Annotated in this window: 18 protein-coding genes; 6 read left to right on the top strand and 12 right to left on the bottom strand. The window is 45.5% G+C overall.

The genetic code is table 11. The features are described from left to right. Positions 1-4: 4 nt before the first annotated feature. The 8 genes from F7R24_RS03205 to F7R24_RS03170 all read right to left on the bottom strand — a co-directional run bounded on the left by F7R24_RS03205 (position 5) and on the right by F7R24_RS03170 (position 9,575). On the bottom strand, positions 5-1,555 hold the full coding sequence (locus tag F7R24_RS03205; protein WP_151669793.1) for a methyl-accepting chemotaxis protein: 1,551 nt from the start codon (positions 1,553-1,555) through the stop codon (positions 5-7). Further along, entirely contained in the window at positions 1,555-2,397 is an 843-nt protein-coding gene (locus tag F7R24_RS03200) for a substrate-binding domain-containing protein (RefSeq protein WP_151669792.1), read from the bottom strand. The genes F7R24_RS03205 and F7R24_RS03200 overlap by 1 nt, the downstream gene beginning before the upstream one ends. A gap of 123 nt (positions 2,398-2,520) precedes the next feature. Beyond that, positions 2,521-3,510: a c-type cytochrome gene (locus F7R24_RS03195; protein WP_151669791.1), complete on the bottom strand. Its 990-nt coding sequence runs from the start codon at positions 3,508-3,510 to the stop codon at positions 2,521-2,523. Positions 3,511-3,520: 10 nt separating this feature from the next. Next, on the bottom strand, positions 3,521-4,165 hold the full coding sequence (locus F7R24_RS03190; RefSeq protein ID WP_151669790.1) for a c-type cytochrome: 645 nt from the start codon (positions 4,163-4,165) through the stop codon (positions 3,521-3,523). A 124-nt stretch (positions 4,166-4,289) separates the two neighbouring features. Next, a complete protein-coding gene (locus tag F7R24_RS03185) occupies positions 4,290-4,886 on the bottom strand; it encodes a response regulator transcription factor (protein WP_151669789.1) in 597 nt (198 codons plus the stop codon). Next, on the bottom strand, positions 4,874-6,703 hold the full coding sequence (locus F7R24_RS03180) for a sensor histidine kinase (RefSeq protein WP_151669788.1): 1,830 nt from the start codon (positions 6,701-6,703) through the stop codon (positions 4,874-4,876). The genes F7R24_RS03185 and F7R24_RS03180 overlap by 13 nt, the downstream gene beginning before the upstream one ends. Continuing rightward, positions 6,700-8,136 carry a sigma-54-dependent transcriptional regulator gene (locus F7R24_RS03175; protein ID WP_151669787.1) on the bottom strand — a complete coding sequence of 479 codons (1,437 nt, stop codon included), beginning with the start codon at positions 8,134-8,136 and terminating at the stop codon, positions 6,700-6,702. Before F7R24_RS03175 ends, F7R24_RS03180 begins: the two co-directional genes overlap by 4 nt. Then, complete coding sequence (locus tag F7R24_RS03170; protein ID WP_206057462.1) at positions 8,133-9,575, bottom strand: sensor histidine kinase; 1,443 nt, start codon at positions 9,573-9,575, stop codon at positions 8,133-8,135. The genes F7R24_RS03175 and F7R24_RS03170 overlap by 4 nt, the downstream gene beginning before the upstream one ends. A 239-nt stretch (positions 9,576-9,814) precedes the next feature. On the opposite strand from F7R24_RS03170, the gene F7R24_RS03165 reads away from it, so the two are divergent. Further along, positions 9,815-10,183 carry a DUF4168 domain-containing protein gene (locus F7R24_RS03165; RefSeq protein WP_151669786.1) on the top strand — a complete coding sequence of 123 codons (369 nt, stop codon included), beginning with the start codon at positions 9,815-9,817 and terminating at the stop codon, positions 10,181-10,183. A 60-nt stretch (positions 10,184-10,243) separates the two neighbouring features. On the opposite strand, the gene F7R24_RS03160 is transcribed toward F7R24_RS03165, so the two are convergent. Genes F7R24_RS03160 through F7R24_RS03145 form a run of 4 tightly spaced genes read right to left on the bottom strand, consistent with a single transcriptional unit; the run spans position 10,244 to position 13,184 of the window. Next, complete coding sequence (locus F7R24_RS03160) at positions 10,244-11,095, bottom strand: alpha/beta fold hydrolase (RefSeq protein WP_151669785.1); 852 nt, start codon at positions 11,093-11,095, stop codon at positions 10,244-10,246. A gap of 16 nt (positions 11,096-11,111) precedes the next feature. Next, on the bottom strand, positions 11,112-12,110 hold the full coding sequence (locus F7R24_RS03155) for an amidoligase family protein (RefSeq protein ID WP_151669784.1): 999 nt from the start codon (positions 12,108-12,110) through the stop codon (positions 11,112-11,114). 26 nt (positions 12,111-12,136) lie between these two features. Beyond that, entirely contained in the window at positions 12,137-12,568 is a 432-nt protein-coding gene (locus F7R24_RS03150) for a gamma-glutamylcyclotransferase family protein (RefSeq protein WP_240775959.1), read from the bottom strand. Between the two features lie 10 nt (positions 12,569-12,578). Continuing rightward, positions 12,579-13,184: a cupin domain-containing protein gene (locus tag F7R24_RS03145; RefSeq protein WP_151669783.1), complete on the bottom strand. Its 606-nt coding sequence runs from the start codon at positions 13,182-13,184 to the stop codon at positions 12,579-12,581. Between the two features lie 293 nt (positions 13,185-13,477). Between F7R24_RS03145 and F7R24_RS03140 the strand changes: the two genes are divergently transcribed. The 5 genes from F7R24_RS03140 to gabD all read left to right on the top strand — a co-directional run bounded on the left by F7R24_RS03140 (position 13,478) and on the right by gabD (position 19,347). Continuing rightward, on the top strand, positions 13,478-14,578 hold the full coding sequence (locus F7R24_RS03140; protein ID WP_151669782.1) for an ABC transporter ATP-binding protein: 1,101 nt from the start codon (positions 13,478-13,480) through the stop codon (positions 14,576-14,578). A 50-nt stretch (positions 14,579-14,628) separates the two neighbouring features. Beyond that, positions 14,629-15,678 (top strand): ABC transporter substrate-binding protein, encoded by a 1,050-nt coding sequence (locus F7R24_RS03135; protein ID WP_151669781.1) that lies wholly within the window; start codon positions 14,629-14,631, stop codon positions 15,676-15,678. A 69-nt stretch (positions 15,679-15,747) separates the two neighbouring features. Beyond that, complete coding sequence (locus F7R24_RS03130) at positions 15,748-17,004, top strand: ABC transporter permease (protein ID WP_151669780.1); 1,257 nt, start codon at positions 15,748-15,750, stop codon at positions 17,002-17,004. 4 nt (positions 17,005-17,008) lie between these two features. Further along, on the top strand, positions 17,009-17,833 hold the full coding sequence (locus F7R24_RS03125) for an ABC transporter permease (protein WP_151669779.1): 825 nt from the start codon (positions 17,009-17,011) through the stop codon (positions 17,831-17,833). 59 nt (positions 17,834-17,892) lie between these two features. Next, positions 17,893-19,347, top strand: coding sequence for an NADP-dependent succinate-semialdehyde dehydrogenase (gene gabD / locus F7R24_RS03120; RefSeq protein WP_206057461.1), 1,455 nt, complete (start codon positions 17,893-17,895; stop codon positions 19,345-19,347). Positions 19,348-19,354: the final 7 nt, after the last annotated feature.

The raw sequence follows: 19,354 nt of genomic DNA, 5'->3' as shown, positions 1-19,354 counted from the left end.
TGAGCTACTCAGTTTTGAACTGGCGTACTTTAACATCTAAGTTCTCAGCTAATATTGCAAGAGACTCGCTAGCTTCTGCAACCTGTGTACTACCTGTCGCTATTTCGTGAATTCCCTCATTAATTTTACTGACATTATGATCTATCTCTTCAGCCACTGCAGTTTGCTCTTCTGCCGCTGAAGAAACCTGTATATTCATATCAGTAATCTGTTGTATCGCCTGCTGAATTCCATCTAACGCAGCAATTACTTTTTCTGCCATTTTGGCATCTTTATGAGCTTCATCCTGCTGAAGAGCCATCACAGCAACGGCATCAGAAGCTCCTTTTTGAAGAATATCAACGGTTTTTTCAATATCCACAGTCGCTAGCTGGGTACGGTTTGCCAAATTTCTAACTTCATCGGCAACGACAGCAAAACCTCGACCAAGATCACCGGCTCTAGCCGCTTCGATAGCAGCATTTAACGCCAGCAGGTTCGTCTGATCGGCAATATCGCGGATTACTTGCAACACTCCACCGATTTGCTGACTTTGTCCATCTAGCTCACGTATTACGGAAGCCGCATGTTCAATTTGATCTGCAAGATTTCGAATGGAATCCATTTCTTTAAGCACTAGTTGACGACCAGCATCGACAGTTTCCTGACCGTTTCTTGCCGCATCAGCGGCTAACTGAGTATTACCTGAAACGTCTTGACTAGTTGCAGCCATTTCATGCACAGCAACAGCCGCTTGTTCAGCTTGAGAACGTTGTAATGACGCGTATTCAACCGTCTGTTTTGATACCTGAGTTTGTTGTTCAGCTGCAGCAGCAATCTGTGTACAGGCTTGTTGCACATCACGAATCAATTCACGCAGTGAAGACATCATTTTATTAAATGCATTGGCAATATCACCAATCTCATCTCGAGAGTTTATTTCTAGCCTCTGGGTTAAATCACCTGCTCCGCTTGCAATATGCTGCATCATGCTTCGCATTTGATAAATCGGTTTCATAATCAATTTAATAAACCACAATACACCGGCTAGAACGAACAACATCAAAATAATTGCCATTAGCATTACTTGATTAAGAAATTGTAAAATTGCTCGATAACGCTCATTCAATGCTTCCGTGGCCCTTTCAACAGTGTCGCCAATTGATTCACGTAACTGCACGAGTTCAATCAATCTTGCCTGTCCCTCATCATATCGCTGCTCAAGAAACACAGAACTCACTGCGACCATACCCGAGAAAAACTCATGATACTGGTTTAATAGCCCCTGCATAATTTCAGGCTCAATTCGTTCTAGTCTTGCTATTCGGCCTTCGACATTGATTGAGTTTTTTGCTACCGAAATAAAGTAACTCTCATCTGAAGAGAGTATGCCGCTTTGAATATCGGCTGCTAACTGATTGATATCAGATTCTGTTTGTTTAAGTTGCTCACGAGTATCAACAAGTGCTAACAATTGACGTTCTGTAATCCAGTAAACACTTCCAAAAGCTATTGAAATCACAACTGCCAAGCAAACAAATGGAATCGCTATTTTTTGTATCAAAGAGAGTTTCATTAGCGACCTCCAGTTGGAATAAAACCTGCATTACTGATTGCTTCAAGTCCCTGAGGTGAACTAATCAATCTTAGCAGGCTATCTATTTCTGGTGTTCGTTCGAGATATACTAAATTCAACTCTCGTCGAATCGGATACTGCCCCGAATTAATAGTTTGAGCTGAGGGCTCTATAGCATTTAAAGATAAAATACGAATAGGGAGTCCTGCATCTCTCATCGATGCGGCAGCACCAAGTGAGACGTAACCAACACCTCCTTGCAGCCCTCCAACCAAAGTTAAGGCTTCAAGATTTGATCCTATAACCACTGCATTACTATCGATAGTTCTTCCTGATGGATTCGGCCTTTCTGGACTCGTTAAGCCTGTAAACTCTTCAAATAAATCTAAAGTGCTTCTGCCAATTTCTTTCGATACTAATATTACTGGCCAACTAAAATTATTAATTTCCTCCCAAGAAACCTGACGAGTATAAATGCTTACTAACTGTTGATGATTTATCTCTTTGAGTGGATTAGCATCATTAACGACAAATACTAAGGTATCCAATGCAATGGTGGTGTATTGAAGATCTTGAATTTCATCTGCTCTTAAACCCCGCGAGACCATGCCAATATCTGATACTCCCTCACGAACATCACTGATACCACGTCCACTTCCACCACCAGAAAGTTGCATCACCGTACCGGCATTTGTGCTGAGTGATGAAGATAGCGAATCTAGAATGGGGTAGATAGTACTTGCACCTGAAACTCTTAGTTCACTGGCATGGATATTGGAAGAGATGAAAAGAAGAAAGAATAGAGCCAAGTAAAATATATGGGAGGAACATTGTGATTTCATAATGAAAACATCCTCAGTTCTCGAAAATTATTATCTTTAATAATCTTAGGTGAGATCTGAGGATGTTACTACTTCTTTCGAACTAAAGAAGCCTAATGGAATTTAGAACCTTTTCTAATAAGATTATTCAAAAGTGCGCGCTCTAAGTACATCAGGCTTAAGGAAGTCTTTTCTTCCTAATTCCATATGATCACCCAACAAACGGCCTTCTTTTTCCAATCCGTAATAACTGTGCTTATGGAAAGTTTCTAAATACAACTCTCGAGTTTCGTGTACATCACCCGTGTAACGTGGATCTTGTGGTCGCTCTTGACTGTTAATGTAGGCAGCCAAGTCCCAAGACTCCTGAACATCCATACTGTGCGGTTGTCCTAAAGGCATATTCTGATGGATAAACCCTGCCATAGTGAAGATACGGATAATACCTGCACCCCAGTTATAGGAACCATCGCCCCAAAGCGCTGGGAACTGAGCCTCACCTCTTACCGCTAAACCGGCACCATCGTCAGCATGACAAATACTGCAGTTAGCTTCATACAGCTCTTTACCTCGAGCATAAGATGGCTCTTGCTCAGGTTCATCAATCGGATAGCCTCGCCCGTACAAGCTATTACCCGCCTGATAAATAGGGACGCCTTTAGCAAGCCATTGATGATAAGCGGCTAAAGCAACCATGTTATCACTACCATACTCAGGTGGCACACCGTTCATCGAATAGCTGAAACAACCAGCTATGCGCTCTTCCAAACTGTTTACTTGCTGATTTTTAGGCCTAAAATTAGGAAGTACTACTGCAGCAGGCCATACGGGTGCTGAAAAAGGCTGAGCCCCATCACCTAAATGGCAGCTGGAACAGTTCATATCATTGAAAACATTTTCACCTTTCAGCTGCTGAGTATTCGTGAATAGATCGTGCCCACGACGAATCACACGCTTCAGCTCTGGGTGAATAGAGGCTTCTTCTAGATCTTGCAGCGTTGGTGGTACGTGAACGTAATCACCTTCTTTAGGTTCAGGAAAATTCACTGGAAAGCGAGGTTCTGCAGTATGAGCAGCCTGACTAAAGGCTAGAACTAAAACACTGGCACTAAAAATAATTTTGGTATTTAACATGACAGGCTCCTTATTGTGATGGCTGCATCGATAACCAAGCAGACACGGCTTGAATATCATAAGGACTTAAACGCTCAGCGATCGCTAACATCAAATGCTGCGGATCGTTCTGACGCGTCTCTTTTTGCCATGCAAGTAGTTGTGCTTCGATATAACCGGAATGCTGACCAGCGATAGCGGGGAAATGCTCACCGGCACCCAAATTGTCAGGGCCATGACAGGACTGACAAGAGGGAATATAGCGAGACCAATCGCCATTTGTGGCTAGCGTTTGACCCCATTTGAGCATCTCTTCATCGGCAGACTCGCCACCTTTTCCAGCCGTTGCTGGCATTTCACTGTAGTAAACAGACACATCTCGCATTTGCTGATCATTCAGCATCGCCGCGAAAGGCGCCATTGATGCGTTTTTACGCTGACCTTCAGTAAAGTCTTTGAGTTGCTTATAGATATATGCGGCATCAAGACCAGCAAGACGTGGCCATGACTCACCACCGGGCATGTACATGCCACTGCCATCTGCCTGATGGCAGGCAGTACAAACTGCCGCAGCCGCTTGCCCACGGGTCGCATCACCATCAATGGCGTTTGCTTGAACAGCAAAACCCAGCGTGATACAGGCAGATATTAAGGGGATATGCGATAAGATTTTCATTGTTAGGTTGCTCCTCACCTCAGCTAACACATCTTGGTGTGTTAATTGAAACAACCTTACGCTTTAAGCGGCTTTTAAACTATTGGTAAAATCCTTGTTTGTCTAAAGGAATCTTTAGTTGGATTTAGCGCTCTAAACAGAGGCGTAACAGCTCAGCTAACGAATCAACCTGCATTTTTGTCATAATATGGTGTCGATGAACATCGACAGTGCGAGCACTAATGTTCAGTGTAGAGGCTATTCGCTTACTCGGCTCACCTTCTAAAAGCAGGCAAAGCACCTGCTCTTCTCGTGGGGTTAAACTGGCTCTACGCTGTTCGACAGGTAAATGTTGCGCTTGTTCCGTTAAGTACTGCTGATGCTTTTCTAACGCTCGGCTAACGGTATCTAACAGCAACTGATCATTATAGGGCTTTTCAAAAAAATCAAAGGCTCCTGCCTTCATGGCACGAACCGCCATCGGCACATCACCATGACCAGTCATGAAAATTACTGGTAATGCGGGTGCCCTTGCCATTAATTCCGTTTGCAGGGCTAAGCCACTCATACCGGGCATACGAATATCTAATAACACACATCCTAACTGCTGTAGATCTGCTTTTGTTAGAAGGCTGGCAGCATCTGCATATTCCTCAACCTGAAGATCAACAGACTCCAACAGCCACCTTAATGAACGTCTAACTGCTTCTTCATCATCAACTATATGGATTATCCCCGGCATTCAATGGACTCCTGTAACGGCTGTTGAATAGGTATGGTTAATGTTGCAACAGCTCCACCATCCTGACGATTTATCAAGGTTAGCTCACCACCCAAAGCTTCTGCTAAGGATCTGCTAAGCGATAAACCTAATCCCATTCCCTCTTTCCGAGTGGTCATAAAGGGCTCAAAAAGATGTTTTTCAATGCCAGCATCAATCCCCTTTCCACGGTCGAACAGCTGAATAATCAGACGATTATTAGCAACATCTTGACTGATAGAAAGACGCAACTCACGCTGACTCACTTCCTCATCCACCATGGCATCTAAAGCGTTGGTAATAAGGTTGGCGAGTATTTGTAGTAGATAAATACGATGACTAAAGATATCCGGCAAGTGACTGGAGAATTGTAAATCGGGTTTTACTTGAGCTTGATTTAAGCGCGTTTGACAAAAGAGCAAGGCATCTTCAACAACAGGAACGATGGCTAACCAGCTATACTCTCCTGCATCCTTTTTCAAAAAAGTGCGGATATTACGTATCACGGCTGCGGCTTGATCTGCCTGATTAGCGATCTGCTCAGACGCTTCAACTAACTGTACGCGACGATCCAACAGATCTTGGTTATCCCGTTGTAAATGCCTAACTGATCCGCGCGCATAATTCGCAATCGCCGTCAGCGGTTGATTCAACTCGTGTGCTAACCCTGCTGCCAGCTCTCCCATTAGGGTAAAACGAGATGCATGACGCAGTTCATCTTGATGATGCTGCGCTGTTTGCTCAGCTTCTCGATGACGCTGCTGCGACAACTCTAACTCATGTGTCCTTCTTCGCACTAAATACTCTGCACGGATATTATGCAACACCAACAGAATTAAAAGGGTAAATGCTCCATAAAACCAATAACGATGAATTAAAAGCCAATGTAGAATTGGGTTATGAGGAAAAGCTGCAAAAGGGCCAATTCGTAAACGTTCAAATACATCGTAAACAGATTGATAAGAAACAGGGGGTTGCCAGTGCACCACATCTTGCTCGATCAACACCGAGTCAGATTTCATCAAGGCTGCTAATACTTGTCGCGCTAGTGTGTCATTGGCTCTTGCTGTTCTTAATAATGGCCAGCCAGGATAGACAGGAGTTGAGATCATACAGGGATAGCCATCTATCGATTGAGCACCGATGGGGCGCAAAGCGGTTAAATCTAGACTACCTTCCAGTGCCATGACCTCGGCAAGACAACTGCGTAACACAATGGCATCAAACTCATCATGCAATAATCGTTCAACCAATTGATCCATTGGAAAACCGGTAAAACTCCAGTTGATAGCCCAACGGTTTACGTCATTATGATGTTGATTCAAGGTATCCAGCATCAGCTGATAACCCCCAAAGGATTCTAAACTGACTGCACCAACCCTTAAACCTTTTAGATCACTAAACTCATTAAGATCCTGACGCCCTTGATGCGTGAGTAACACCGAACCAACATAATTCAGCGGTAGCCCTTCTTTGAGGTGTTGTAACTGTGCTAAGGGCGCAATCTCATATTGCGCTGATAGAGCCACATAATGACCGGGATTTGTAATCAGAAAATCTAGCTGATGTTCAGCTAAAGCCTTATTCAATTCTTCTAACGTCATCGCGTGCAACACTAGACGATGTGCCGGCATTTCTGTTTCAAGACTTTGCAATGAAGGTAGCCAGTGTTGCTCAAAATCCTCCAACGTTCGCCAATCCAAGATACCGATATGTATCTCTTCAGCTGCAAGCTGCAACGCAAAGCCATGTAGTAAGATTAACACTAATAATGTCTGTATTTGTTTTGCCCAGATCATGGTTGATCCAGCCAACGATAAAGGGTTCTACGGCCTATCCCTAACAATGCCGCCGCTCTTCGTTTATTACCTTGTACCTCATCCAGAACCATCTGCACATAGCGCTTTTGTAACTCATCAAGAGTCGGTAGTTTATTGCCAGCTAACAAACGCTGCTCCATTCCGTTAGATTGAGATGATTCAACTGAACTGACATCAATACTAGAAGACTCAACGCTGGACGTTTGAAGGGGTGCTGAATCCAGCAAACGCGTTGGAAGATGCCTAGGTTCTATCCATTCAGATTCACAAAAGGCTACCGCTCTTTCCACCACATTTTGCAATTCACGTACATTACCTGGAAAACTATAAGCGCGAATGAAGGCCAAGGCTACTGCATTAAATCCATGAATTTCTCGACTCTGTGCGATGGCATGCTGACGCACAAACTGCTGCGCCAGCAATTCCAAATCACCCTCTCTATCACGCAGCGGTGGTATCTGAATCGCAAAGGTTTCTAGGCGATAGTAAAAATCTTCGCGGAAACTACCTTCAGCCACTTTTTGCTTTAAATCACGATGAGTCGCAGCAATAATCCTGACATCAACCTGCACTTCTGTATCTTGGCCCACAGGACGAACCGAGCCATCTTGTAACGCTCGAAGCAGCTTCGCCTGAAGTGCGAGTGGCATTTCACCTATTTCGTCTAACAGTAAACTACCGCCTTGTGCTTCTTGCAACAAACCTTTTCGTGCCTTTTGTGCTCCGGTAAATGCGCCAGCGGCATGACCGAAAAACTCACTTTCAAGCAGCTCTGAGGGGATGCCTGCACAGTTGACTGCCAAAAAAGGGCCTTCTTGACGCTCACTTTCTGCGTGCAGCGCTCGGGCCACTAACTCTTTACCTGTCCCACTTTCACCATTGATCAGTACTGGACCTTGTGCACGAGCGACTACTCGTATCTGATCATATAAATGTCGCATAACGCGACTAGAGCCAATAATGCCATGAAAGGCATGATCCTTTTTGGAGAGCTGACGAAAAGCACTTAATTCATGACGTACGCGCCGATGCTCCAATACTTTGGCAACACTCAGCAGAAAATGATCCAAATCTAAGGGCTTGGTTAAAAAGTCATCGGCCCCAGCCTGTAAAGCCTCAACAGCCTGTCGCACACTTCCAAACGCGGTGATCACAATTATCGAAGGGCGTATTGATTCATCCAGCTTGATGATTTGCTCAACTAACTGCATCCCGTGACCGTCAGGTAAACGCAAGTCAGTAATCACCATGCTAGGCTGCAATTGCTCTAACTGTTGCCTTGCTTGCATCAGATTATCGGTCGCATGCAGAGTAAATCCCTCTGCTTCGAGTTCATCAACAATCAAAGCAGATAGCGACTGATCATCTTCCACCAGTAAAATTGGGGCTGACTTTTTATCACGCTGGTTCATAACTCACCCTTTTCTAGTGGGAAGATCAATTCAAAGCGCGCACCGCCTAATTCACTTTGCTGAACTTCTATCCGCCCTTGATGCTCTTCAACAATTCTTTTAACGATAGCTAGGCCTAACCCGCTCCCCTGCCCTGGTATTTTAGTCGTCACAAAGGGTTCAAATAACTGTTCTTTAATGCTCGCATCGATGCCAGCGCCACCATCTTCAATAATAAGATGAATCTTGTCATCGACTGACCAGTGTATTTTGACAGGCCCTTCTGGACAGGCTTGGCAGGCATTTCTTAACAAATTAATGATTGCCTGTTCTAAGCTTAACGAATCACCTTGCAGCATCGCCTTGTTGCCTGGAATCAGCTCCACGTGAAAACCTTCGCCCTCAATTAAAGACTGAGCTCTGGCGACAAGGGCATAAAGATCTAACTGTCGGATCTTAGCGCGAGATGATCGCCCATAGGATAAGAGTTGCTGAATTATTGAGGTCATGCGTGCCGTTTGGTGACGAATATCCTGTAACTCATCAAGGTCTTTAGTCTCGGTCAAACGCCGTTGTAGACGACTGGCACGACCATCCACGACACTCAATGGGGCACCTAACTCATGTGCCACACCGGCCGAAAGCTGTCCTAATGCCGCCAGCGTTTCTGTTTGGCGCAGACGTTCAGCGATCATTTCTCGCTCAAGGCGCTGCTGTTCTTCTCGCGCTTCTGCCTGCTGGATAGCATCCAACATACCATTTAGTCCTGATGCTAGTTTACGCATTTCACTAGGCCCATCTTCAAAAGCCCGGTGATGATGCTCTCCTGCCTCCACACGCTGAATACTGCGAAGAATGCGATCTAAGGGCCTTCCAATTGCACGTTGATGGGTCAGTACCAAGATACCTAAAATTAGCAAGCTAGTGAGTAAAAAGCCTCCCCAAGATCCATAAGCCAGTCGTCTTAGTTGCTGATCAATATCGCTATGGCGACGTGTGACTTGAAGCAAGCCGTTAGGTTGCCCAAACTCATCAAACATTGGCATAAAAAAGGAGTAGACATCTCGTCCACGAATACGCTCATATTGATCGAATTCGCCAGATAAGGTTTTTAATAGCGCATCTTCAGCTTGTGCTTGCGTAGGATTTACCACACCAAAGCTGATCACAGGGTTTCCATCGGCATCAAATAGATAGGCACCATAAACTTCAGTGATACCGAACAGAGAAGCCATATTGTTTTGCATCTGTTCTAAATCATTTCGAGCCATAGCCTGACTGATTGGCAAATAAACTGCACGCGCGACTAACTGAAGATCACGCTGCATGCGCTCTTCAATAAAGTGACTGACAAGCATTTGCCCCGCAGATAGGATGATTGCCAAGATCACTAACACCGGTAGCGCCACTCTAACCAGTAACACTCTGCGAAGGTTTCCCGACAATAATTGATATGGCACATTTCACCTTTTGCAGACGGTCTTATTCAAGCATCGACTCAGCTTAATATTTTGGCACATGAGTCAATATGACACACAAGACTGACACATTCACACTATCTTGCCAACCAATAAAACCCCTCACCAAGACACGAAATGAAAACTTTATTCATAATTATTAGTAACTTATAAATAATATTGAAAAATTGGCACGGCATTCGCTTTAACCTTATTGAAATGCAAACTAAGGAGTTATAAAGATGAAGAAAACACTACTTGCCGCTGCTATTACCGGTTTATTAACCCTAGGTGCCACTTCACACGTGATGGCCTATGAGGCACAGTCACCCATGCCTGCTCAACAAACTCAAGTTGAATTTACTGAAACAGACTTGCAAACCTTTGCCGCTGTTCAAGGTGATCTCGACACCGTTCGTGCTGAATACTCTGCGCGTTTAGAGGCCGCTTCTGATCAAGAGCAAGCAGCGCAGCTTCAACAAGAAGCCAGCATAATGATGATTCAAGCGGTTGAAGCAGCCGGTATGGAAGTTGAAACTTACAATGAAATTGCCTTAGCACTGCAAAGCGATCCAGCACTTCGTGATCGTGTCGCTGAAATGCTGAACTAATCTGTTCATCACAGTCATAAGGGCGGTCCATACCGCCCTTATTAGTTACTCATTGATCAGCTAAGCTGGCAAACTCTTTAACCAATCATGGATAAACTGCTGTTGCTGATCATCAACAAGGGTGGGTGCATGACCGATACCAGCAAGACTGACCTTTTGTGCATTGGGTTGACTTAAGCACATTTGCTCAAGTTGTTTCTGCGATAAAAGATCTGACTTTTCGCCACGAACAATCAAGATAGGACAGCTAATCGCCTGCCACTGCGCCCAAAGCGTCGGCTGCTCATCCTGTTCATCAGGAACACTAAATCCCTTAGTGATGGCTGGATCGTAATGGAGTGTGATACGCCCATCAGCGAGTCGACGTGACGAGGTCATGGCCATACGACACCAAAACTCTTCACTATTCTTGCCAAAAGTGACATAAACCGATTTCAACCACTGCTCTAGTTGTGTCACGGTATCGAACACTGGCTGAATGCCAATATAATCACTGATACGCTGAATGGCCTCTCTTGGCAGCTCAGGCCCTACATCATTAACGAGCAGGGCTTTTATTGGGGTATTTTCCTCAGACGCCAAAAGGATACCAATTAAACCACCCATGGAAGTACCTATCCACACACAGGACTGAATCGCTAAAGCGTGTAATAGCTGCTTGGCCAGTTGTACATAAAATGGAATCACATATTGTTGCTCAGGTTGCTGACTCCATTGCGACAACCCCCTTCCAATGGTGTCTGGACAGATCACGTAATAATCTCTTGCTAATCCGCGAGCCAGCTCGTCGAAATCGCGTCCCGTTCGGGTTAAGCCATGCCACATGACTATCGCAGGTGACGATGAATCTCCCCAGCAGGTAACATGCACTTCTAAATCATGACAGCGAATAAACTGATGCGTTGAATTCATGTGCGATTCCTTCAAATTAAAGTTGGGTTAGCCAGCGCTGATCAAATTCATCCACCCAGTTTCCCATCAAGCGATCAACCGGATTAGATAAAAATACATGGTAGGCTAAACAGCAGTTTTTCAACGCCTCTTCATTTGCAGCCAGTTTTTCTATTAGAACCCAATCATTCCAAGCCACGTAGAGGCCCCAATCAGCTCGGTCAATTTCACAATTAGGAAGTCGATAGTGCCAAGTAGGACGGGGCTTAACCAATTGATCATCAATCACCGACATGACTCGAGATTCGTCCAGATAGGCAAATAACGGCAGACAGTCTAATGCTCGGTTTCGGGTTGGATTGTCTGCTAAATAATCGTCAATCAAGACTGCTTGATCTGGCCAATAGTCCAAATCAATGACTTTCAGCACATAACTTCGTGGAAAGGGCTCTGCAAATCTGGTCATACGGCGCATTAAGTTTACTTTTGAGCGCTCATAAAGCCATTCATAGCAACATAAAAACGCTTTTATAAATGCGCTCAATTGATGCGCATCTTTAGAGTGAATTTCAGGATTAAATTGCATTCCAAATGCATTTGTCAGTTGATCAGAAGTCCCTCTAGCACCAATATGCCTTAGCGCAACGATCAACTCCTCTACTTCTATCAGTCTGTCAAAAGGAAGGGGTGGACTGACGATTTCCAGTGGCACCAAGGGTAAAGATACCTTTTTAAGCAAGGTCTCGGCTGAGTCATTTAACTCACCAGAAAATGTTTCTCGTTCATGTTCTTGGCGACCCATTTTTTTCAATAAATCGAAGTCTAATTCAACAACCCAGTCGCCTGCTGGATCACCTGACAATAATCGCTCATAGCGTCCCGGAGAATTTACAGATAATGAAAAGGTTTTAGATAACAACTGGGTGACATGCTCTAGCGTGACGCCGTTCATTTCTATCTCAACGCCACAACGCCTTGGCTGGCCTTCAGCATTTTTTTGCCAAGGTGGATCTGCTAAAAAAGGGATTTCTGCCATGAATCTTTCATACTCCTGTTCACTATTTACAATCTGCGATACACCCATGCCTCTTGGCCATTCACCAACTGCATTTTAACCCGCTCATACCGCACACCCAGACGTTCATAATGATCTAAACGCGCCAGCTCTTCTGCCGTGACTCGGACAAGGTATCCCTCCGTTGTTTGCTCTGGATCAGGGATAATGGTCAGTCTTTCTCGACGGACGCCCTTTAATTGAGCAGGCTCAGCATCTCCCTTTCTTCCCATCACTAGCCAACGCACCCAGGGTGACTTAAGTGTACCAAAGACAAACACTTGATGAGTGGTTTGTTCTATAGCTGGCATTCCCTCAGGAGGTTGATAACCTAATGGACTAAACCACTTTAACCATAACACGAAGAGCGCTAGCAACATGATTGCCAGCAGCCAAAAGAAAAGATGCAACACTGATTTTTTTAGCGCCTTAATAATCAACACTCACTCATTATAGATAAGGTGGTGTACATGCGCTAACTATGACACATTCACCTGTCCCTAAATTTCTGAATCGATGCGGTTGACGGCTATCAAAAAGATAAGCATCGCCCGCCTTCAAAATTTGTTTACGATCCCCTACCGTCAGCTCAATAGCACCTTCAATGACAATACCACCCTCTTCAGATTCGTGCTGAAGCATGGCTTTGCCAGTATCGGCACCTGGCGCATAACGCTCATACAGAATTTGCAAATTATGATGGCGCATATCACCGACCTGCAAAAATTCAACCGGGCCTGATGCTAAAGGCAACAGGTCGGAGGCCTTGAAGAAAACTCGACTCTCCTCCGGTGTTTCTAAAGCAAAAAAATCGGTTAACGACATCGGAATCACTTCAAGAATTTTCTTTAACGAAGAGACTGAGGGACTACTTTGATTATTTTCAATTAATGAAATAGCGGCATTAGTGACACCTGCTCGCTTTGCCAGTTCGCGCTGTGATAAGCCTGCGTTTTGGCGAACAAACCTTAAGCGAGAACCCAGTTCAAAATCATCGTTTGTGTTGTTTAGCTCATTCACTAGATACAACTCCGTTAATGCACTATGTTTAAACATTCATACCGCAAAAGGCACTAAAATGGAGCACAAAAATACACTTGCATTCCATCATTCAAGTATGCGATAAATAAACTTAACACACGGGCCATCAGATGTCCGTCAAGGAATACCCTAATTGGCACAAAACCTGCAAAACATTCTACAAATAGTTTGATAGGTTGCCATAAGTGGCCATTCCTTGGGGAATAATAACTATAATACCCACCCGTTAGAAGTGGAGTGTTATTTTTCGCCCTTACTGTCAATTTTTATTAACAGGTCAGTTGCTACTGACGCAGGAGGAGAAAGATATGCAGACAGGCACGACCAACGAGCCTTTAGTGCGTTTCACCGGCGTACAAAAAACCTATGATGGTGAAACCCTAGTCGTTAAGGATCTTAACCTTAACATCCAAAAAGGCGAATTTGTCACCCTGCTAGGTCCGTCTGGTTCCGGAAAAACAACCTGCTTAATGATGTTAGCAGGGTTTGAAGTACCAACAAGTGGCGACATTTTCCTCGGCGAACAACGCTTGAATACCCTTCCACCGCATAAACGTAACATCGGCATGGTTTTTCAAAACTACGCCCTGTTTCCGCATATGACGGTTGAAGAAAATCTCTTTTATCCATTAAAAACACGCAAGGTTCCCAAGGCGGAAGCTCGAGCTAAAGTCGATAAAATTCTGCAAACGATTCAGCTTGAATCCTTTGCAAATCGTCGTCCTTCGCAATTGTCTGGCGGTCAGCAACAACGTGTCGCTCTGGCTAGAGCTCTAGTCTTTGAGCCTCAACTGGTTTTAATGGATGAACCCTTAGGTGCTTTGGATAAGCAACTGCGTGAACATATGCAGCTTGAGATTAAACACCTGCACGAAAATCTGGGCTTAACGGTGGTATTTGTTACCCATGATCAAAGTGAAGCCTTGACCATGTCAGATCGTGTTGCGGTGTTTAATGATGGCAAGATTCAACAAATCGATACGCCACAAGCCTTATATGAATACCCAGCCAACTCTTTCGTTGCGCAATTCATTGGAGAGAACAACACCCTGATGGGGAAAGTGAACTCGCTTGATGGAGACTTCTGCAGCGTCAGCTTTGGTGAAGGTCTGGGTACACGAGCTTCTAGAATTCAAGACTTGTCTGCCGGAAGTCCAACTCGCCTTTCCATTCGTCCAGAACGCATTCGTCTGAATGGTTCCAGCGAAGGACTGCCTAACCGCTTTAAAGCGAAACTACATGAGTTCATCTATTTAGGTGATCACTTGCGTCTTCGCTGTGAACTGGCTGGAAATGACCAGTTTTACGTTAAGGTTCCGGTCAGTGAACTCTGTCCTTCTTTATCCATTGGCGATCACATTGATATCGGCTGGCGTGATGAAGATGTTCGAGCACTGGACGCTTCCTAATTTGCTGCAAAACACTCACTGAAAACCACTCGTCAATATCGGAGACGATTATGAAACTCAAAAATAAAATGACTAAACAACTCTTAACTGGTGGCCTATTAACGGCTGGCTTGGCTCTAGCGGGTAACGCTCAAGCCTTAACGGTTATCTCTTTTGGTGGTGCATCGGGTGACGCCATGCAAGAAGCCTATTATGCACCTTTTTCTCAGCAAACTGGCAATGCAGTGACTCCAGGTGATTACAACGGTGAATTTGCCCGTATTCGCGCCATGGTTGAAACCGGCAATGTGAGCTGGGATGTCGTCGAAGTTGAATCTCCTGAACTGGCGCGCGGTTGTTTCGAAGGACTCTTTGAACCGATTGATTGGGAAGTATTGGGCATTGCTGATGATTTAATCCCTGCTGCGGTAACCGAATGTGGTGTGGGTACGTTTGTATGGTCCACCGTTTTAGCCTATGACGCAGATCGTCTACCACGCGCACCTGAAAGCTGGGCTGACTTCTGGAACGTTGAAGAGTTTCCAGGTACACGCGGCCTTCGCCGTGGTGCTAAATATACACTGGAGTTTGCATTACTCGCGGATGGTGTTGCGGTTGAAGACCTTTACGATGTGTTGGCTACACCTGAAGGTGTTAATCGTGCATTCGCAAAGCTTGACGAGATCAAACCTCACATCCAATGGTGGGAAGCCGGTGCTCAGCCTCCACAGTGGCTAGTGGCTGGTGATGTGGTCATGTCATCTGCCTATAATGGTCGTATCGCAGCAGCACAAGAAGAAGGTCGTAACCTTGAGATCGTCTGGAACGGCAGCCTATACGATTTAGATTACTGGGCGATTGTTCAGGGCAGCAATCAAGCAGAAACAGCCTATGACTTTATCCGCTTCGCTAGCCAAGCCGATACTCAAGCTGAATACTCAAGCCGTATTCCTTATGGTCCTGTAAACCCTGCTGCAATCGAACTATTAAGCGAAAAACAAGCGGCTCGTATGCCAACCGCAGACGCTAACCTAGAAGGTGCGTTAGCCGTTAACACCGATTTCTGGGTTGATTTTGGTGAAGAGCTAGAACAGCGCTTCAACTCTTGGGCTTCTCGTTAATTAAGTAAACAAGGTCAAGGATGACCTTTTTCCGATTCACAACGGGTCTGCCAAAGACCGGAGGAGATAATGACCAGCATAACGGCCAACCACACGGCACAGGATAATCAACCGATTGCCGGCCTAAAGGCGCAACTTCGCCGCGCTGAACGCATGAAAAAAATTAAGGCTATGCTGCTAGTGGCGCCTTTAGCCCTTTTTTTGATGATCGCTTTTGTAATGCCGATTAGCAGTATGCTATGGCGCAGTATCGATAACACTGAAGTGGGATCGGTCATGCCAAAAACGGCTGACGCTATCCTCCATTGGGATGGCCAAGGCATACCTGATGAAGCCGTATTTGAGGCTTTTGCTAACGAGTTAAGAGAATCAAGAGCAGGTGGAGGACTTGGTCGTATTGGTCGTCGTCTAAATTACGAAGATCCTACTTTTAGATCCTTACTCACTCAAACACTTCGCGGCTTACCTGCCACAACTGAAGTGACTTGGACGGAAGAGCTGATCGGCATTAATGCTCGTTGGAACGAAACATCCACTTGGTTAGCCGTTCAACGTACTGCACCTACTGTAACTGATCGCTATTTATTGGCAGCACTGGATTTAGAAAGAGCTGAGCAAGGGCAAATTGCCAAAGTTGCTCCCAATCAGAGGCTTTATGTTGAAGTATTTAAACGTACCCTAGTCATTGCGGGTGGCGTAACACTCATCTGTTTATTCTTGGGTTTTCCATTGGCTTACTTACTGGCAACCCTACCTACGTCAAAAAGTAACTTACTATTGATATGCGTGTTACTGCCCTTCTGGACATCATTACTAGTGAGAACCGCTGCATGGATTGTGTTACTTCAATCCGGAGGTCTGGTGAATTCGGGCTTGATGTGGACAGGGATCATTGACGCTCCGATTCAACTGGTTTTTAACCGTATCGGTGTATTTTTCGCAATGGTACATGTATTACTGCCCTTTATGATTTTACCGCTTTACAGTGTCATGAAAAGCGTCCCATCAACCTATCAGAGAGCAGCGGTTTCGCTGGGTGCACATCCTTTTGCCGCCTTTTGGCAAGTTTATGTACCGCAAACACTATCAGGCATTGCGGCAGGGACGATTCTCGTCTTCATTATGGCGCTGGGTTACTACATCACCCCTGCATTGGTCGGCGGACCTTCTGATCAAATGGTCAGTTACTATGTGGCCTACTACACCAATACCACCAACAACTGGGGTATGGCGGCTGCATTAGGGGCATTACTGTTGATCGTGACGCTGCTGCTTTACATGGTCTATCACAAACTGGTTAATCAAAAACAACTGGTGCGGAGCTAATCTAATGAGTCTACAACCTTACGCCTCCCCTATTGAACGTATTTGGTTCTGGGTATTTAGAATTTTCTGCGGCCTCATTCTGCTGTTTTTGATGGTTCCGGTACTGGTGATCATTCCACTTTCTTTTAGTGAAAGTAGCTTCTTAACCTACCCTATACAGGGATTTTCATTACGCTGGTATGAGCAGATCTTTAGCTCAGGTCCTTGGATGGATTCACTTAAAAACAGCTTAATTGTGGCACCCTTGGCAACCATTCTTGCCATGATCTTTGGAACCTTGGCAGCAGTGGGATTAAATCGCGCTGACTTTCCGGGGAAAGGCTTGATCTTGGCGTTACTGATTTCGCCGATGGTCGTTCCTTTGGTCATAGTTGCAGTGGGGATGTATTTCTTCTTCGCCAACTTGGGCCTATTGAACAGCTACACTGGCTTGGTGATCGCACACGCGGTATTAGGCGTACCTTTTGTGGTGATAACGGTTAATGCAACACTACAAAACTTTGACTACAACCAGATTCGAGCGGGTGCCAGTTTAGGTGCAAGTCCGCTAAGGGTTTTCTTTACTGTGGTTCTACCACAAATCATTCCGGGTGTTGCTTCTGGTGGACTCTTTGCCTTTGCAACCTCTTTTGATGAAGTGGTCGTGGCACTCTTTATTGCCAGCCCAACAGAAAGAACCTTACCGATTCAAATGTTTTCAGGTATTCGAGAAAACATCAGCCCCGCCATTGCGGCCATGGCTACCTTACTGATTTTGATGTCTGTTGTGCTGTTGCTAGTGATGGAGTTCCTACGTCGCCGTAGCGAAAAACTCAGCACACATAGATAAACCAGAAAAACACGAGTGGCTTTAGTGCCCCCTATTCGTGCATGACATTGGAGATAAACATGCTACAAGCGATGCAGCTGTTTCGACAGCAAGCGTATATAAATGGCCAATGGGTCGATGCAGACAGCGGTAAATGCTACAGCATCCACAACCCAGCAACCGGCGAAAAACTAGGTGACGTCCCCAGTATGGGAGCAGCGGAAACTCAGCGTGCCATCGATGCTGCAGAAGCAGCACTGCCTGCATGGCGAGCTAAAACCGCCAAAGAAAGAGCGGTAATACTTCGTCGTTGGTTTGATTTAATGATGAAGCATCAAGATGATTTAGGTCGTTTGATGACGCTTGAGCAAGGCAAACCTCTGGCTGAAGCCAAGGGTGAAATCGCCTACGCTGCCTCATTCGTAGAATGGTTTGCTGAAGAAGCCAAGCGCGTCTATGGTGAAACCATTCCGGGTCATCAAGCAGATAAGCGCATTGTCGTGATCCGTCAACCGATCGGAGTAACCGCCGCAATTACGCCGTGGAACTTCCCATCGGCCATGATTACCCGTAAAGCCGCACCGGCCTTAGCAGCGGGCTGCACAATGGTGTTAAAACCTGCTCCACAAACACCTTTCTCAGCGTTAGCCTTGGTGCAGTTAGCTGAAGAAGCCGGAATTCCTGCAGGTGTATTGAGTGTCGTCACAGCGACCGCAGAAGATTCCATCGATGTGGGTAACACTTTCTGCAATAGCGATGTGGTGCGCAAGCTCTCCTTCACAGGCTCGACCGGTGTCGGTATCAAACTGATGCAACAATGTGCGCCGACCCTGAAAAAGCTCTCACTAGAGCTCGGTGGTAATGCTCCGTTTGTGGTGTTTGATGACGCCGATCTGGATGCTGCGGTTGAAGGTGCCATCATCTCCAAATACCGTAACGCTGGACAAACCTGTGTTTGCGCTAACCGCATCTATGTTCAAAAAGGTGTTTATGACGCCTTCGCTGAAAAATTTGCCGTTGCAGTGAAAAAGCTCAACGTGGGCAATGGATTAGATGAAGGCGTCACTACAGGGCCTTTGATTGATGCCAATGCGGTGAAGAAGGTACAAGCGCACCTTCAAGACGCGCTCAGCAAAGGAGCAAAACTGACTGTCGGTGGTAATGCACATGCGCTAGGTGGCACCTTCTTTGAGCCCACCATTGTCACCGGTGCCACGCCAGACATGCTGATTGCCAAAGAAGAAACCTTTGGTCCACTGGCTCCTTTGTTCGCCTTTGAAGATGAGACCGATGTAATTCGTATGGCGAATGATACCGAATACGGCTTGGCTGCATACTTTTATGCACGTGATTTGGGTCGTGTGTGGCGCGTCGCTGAAGCACTGGAATACGGCATGGTCGGTATCAATACTGGTGTCATCTCAACCGAAGTTGCCCCCTTCGGTGGTGTGAAGTCTTCGGGCCTAGGACGTGAAGGGTCGCGTCATGGCATCGAAGAATATCTCGAAATGAAATACCTCTGCATCAATATATAAGCATCTG

The organism is Nitrincola schmidtii (assembly GCF_008973715.1).
Lineage (GTDB): Bacteria > Pseudomonadota > Gammaproteobacteria > Pseudomonadales > Balneatricaceae > Nitrincola > Nitrincola schmidtii.
The sequence above is the reverse complement of the archived record's forward strand: the minus strand, read 5'-3'. Positions and strand labels throughout refer to the sequence as shown.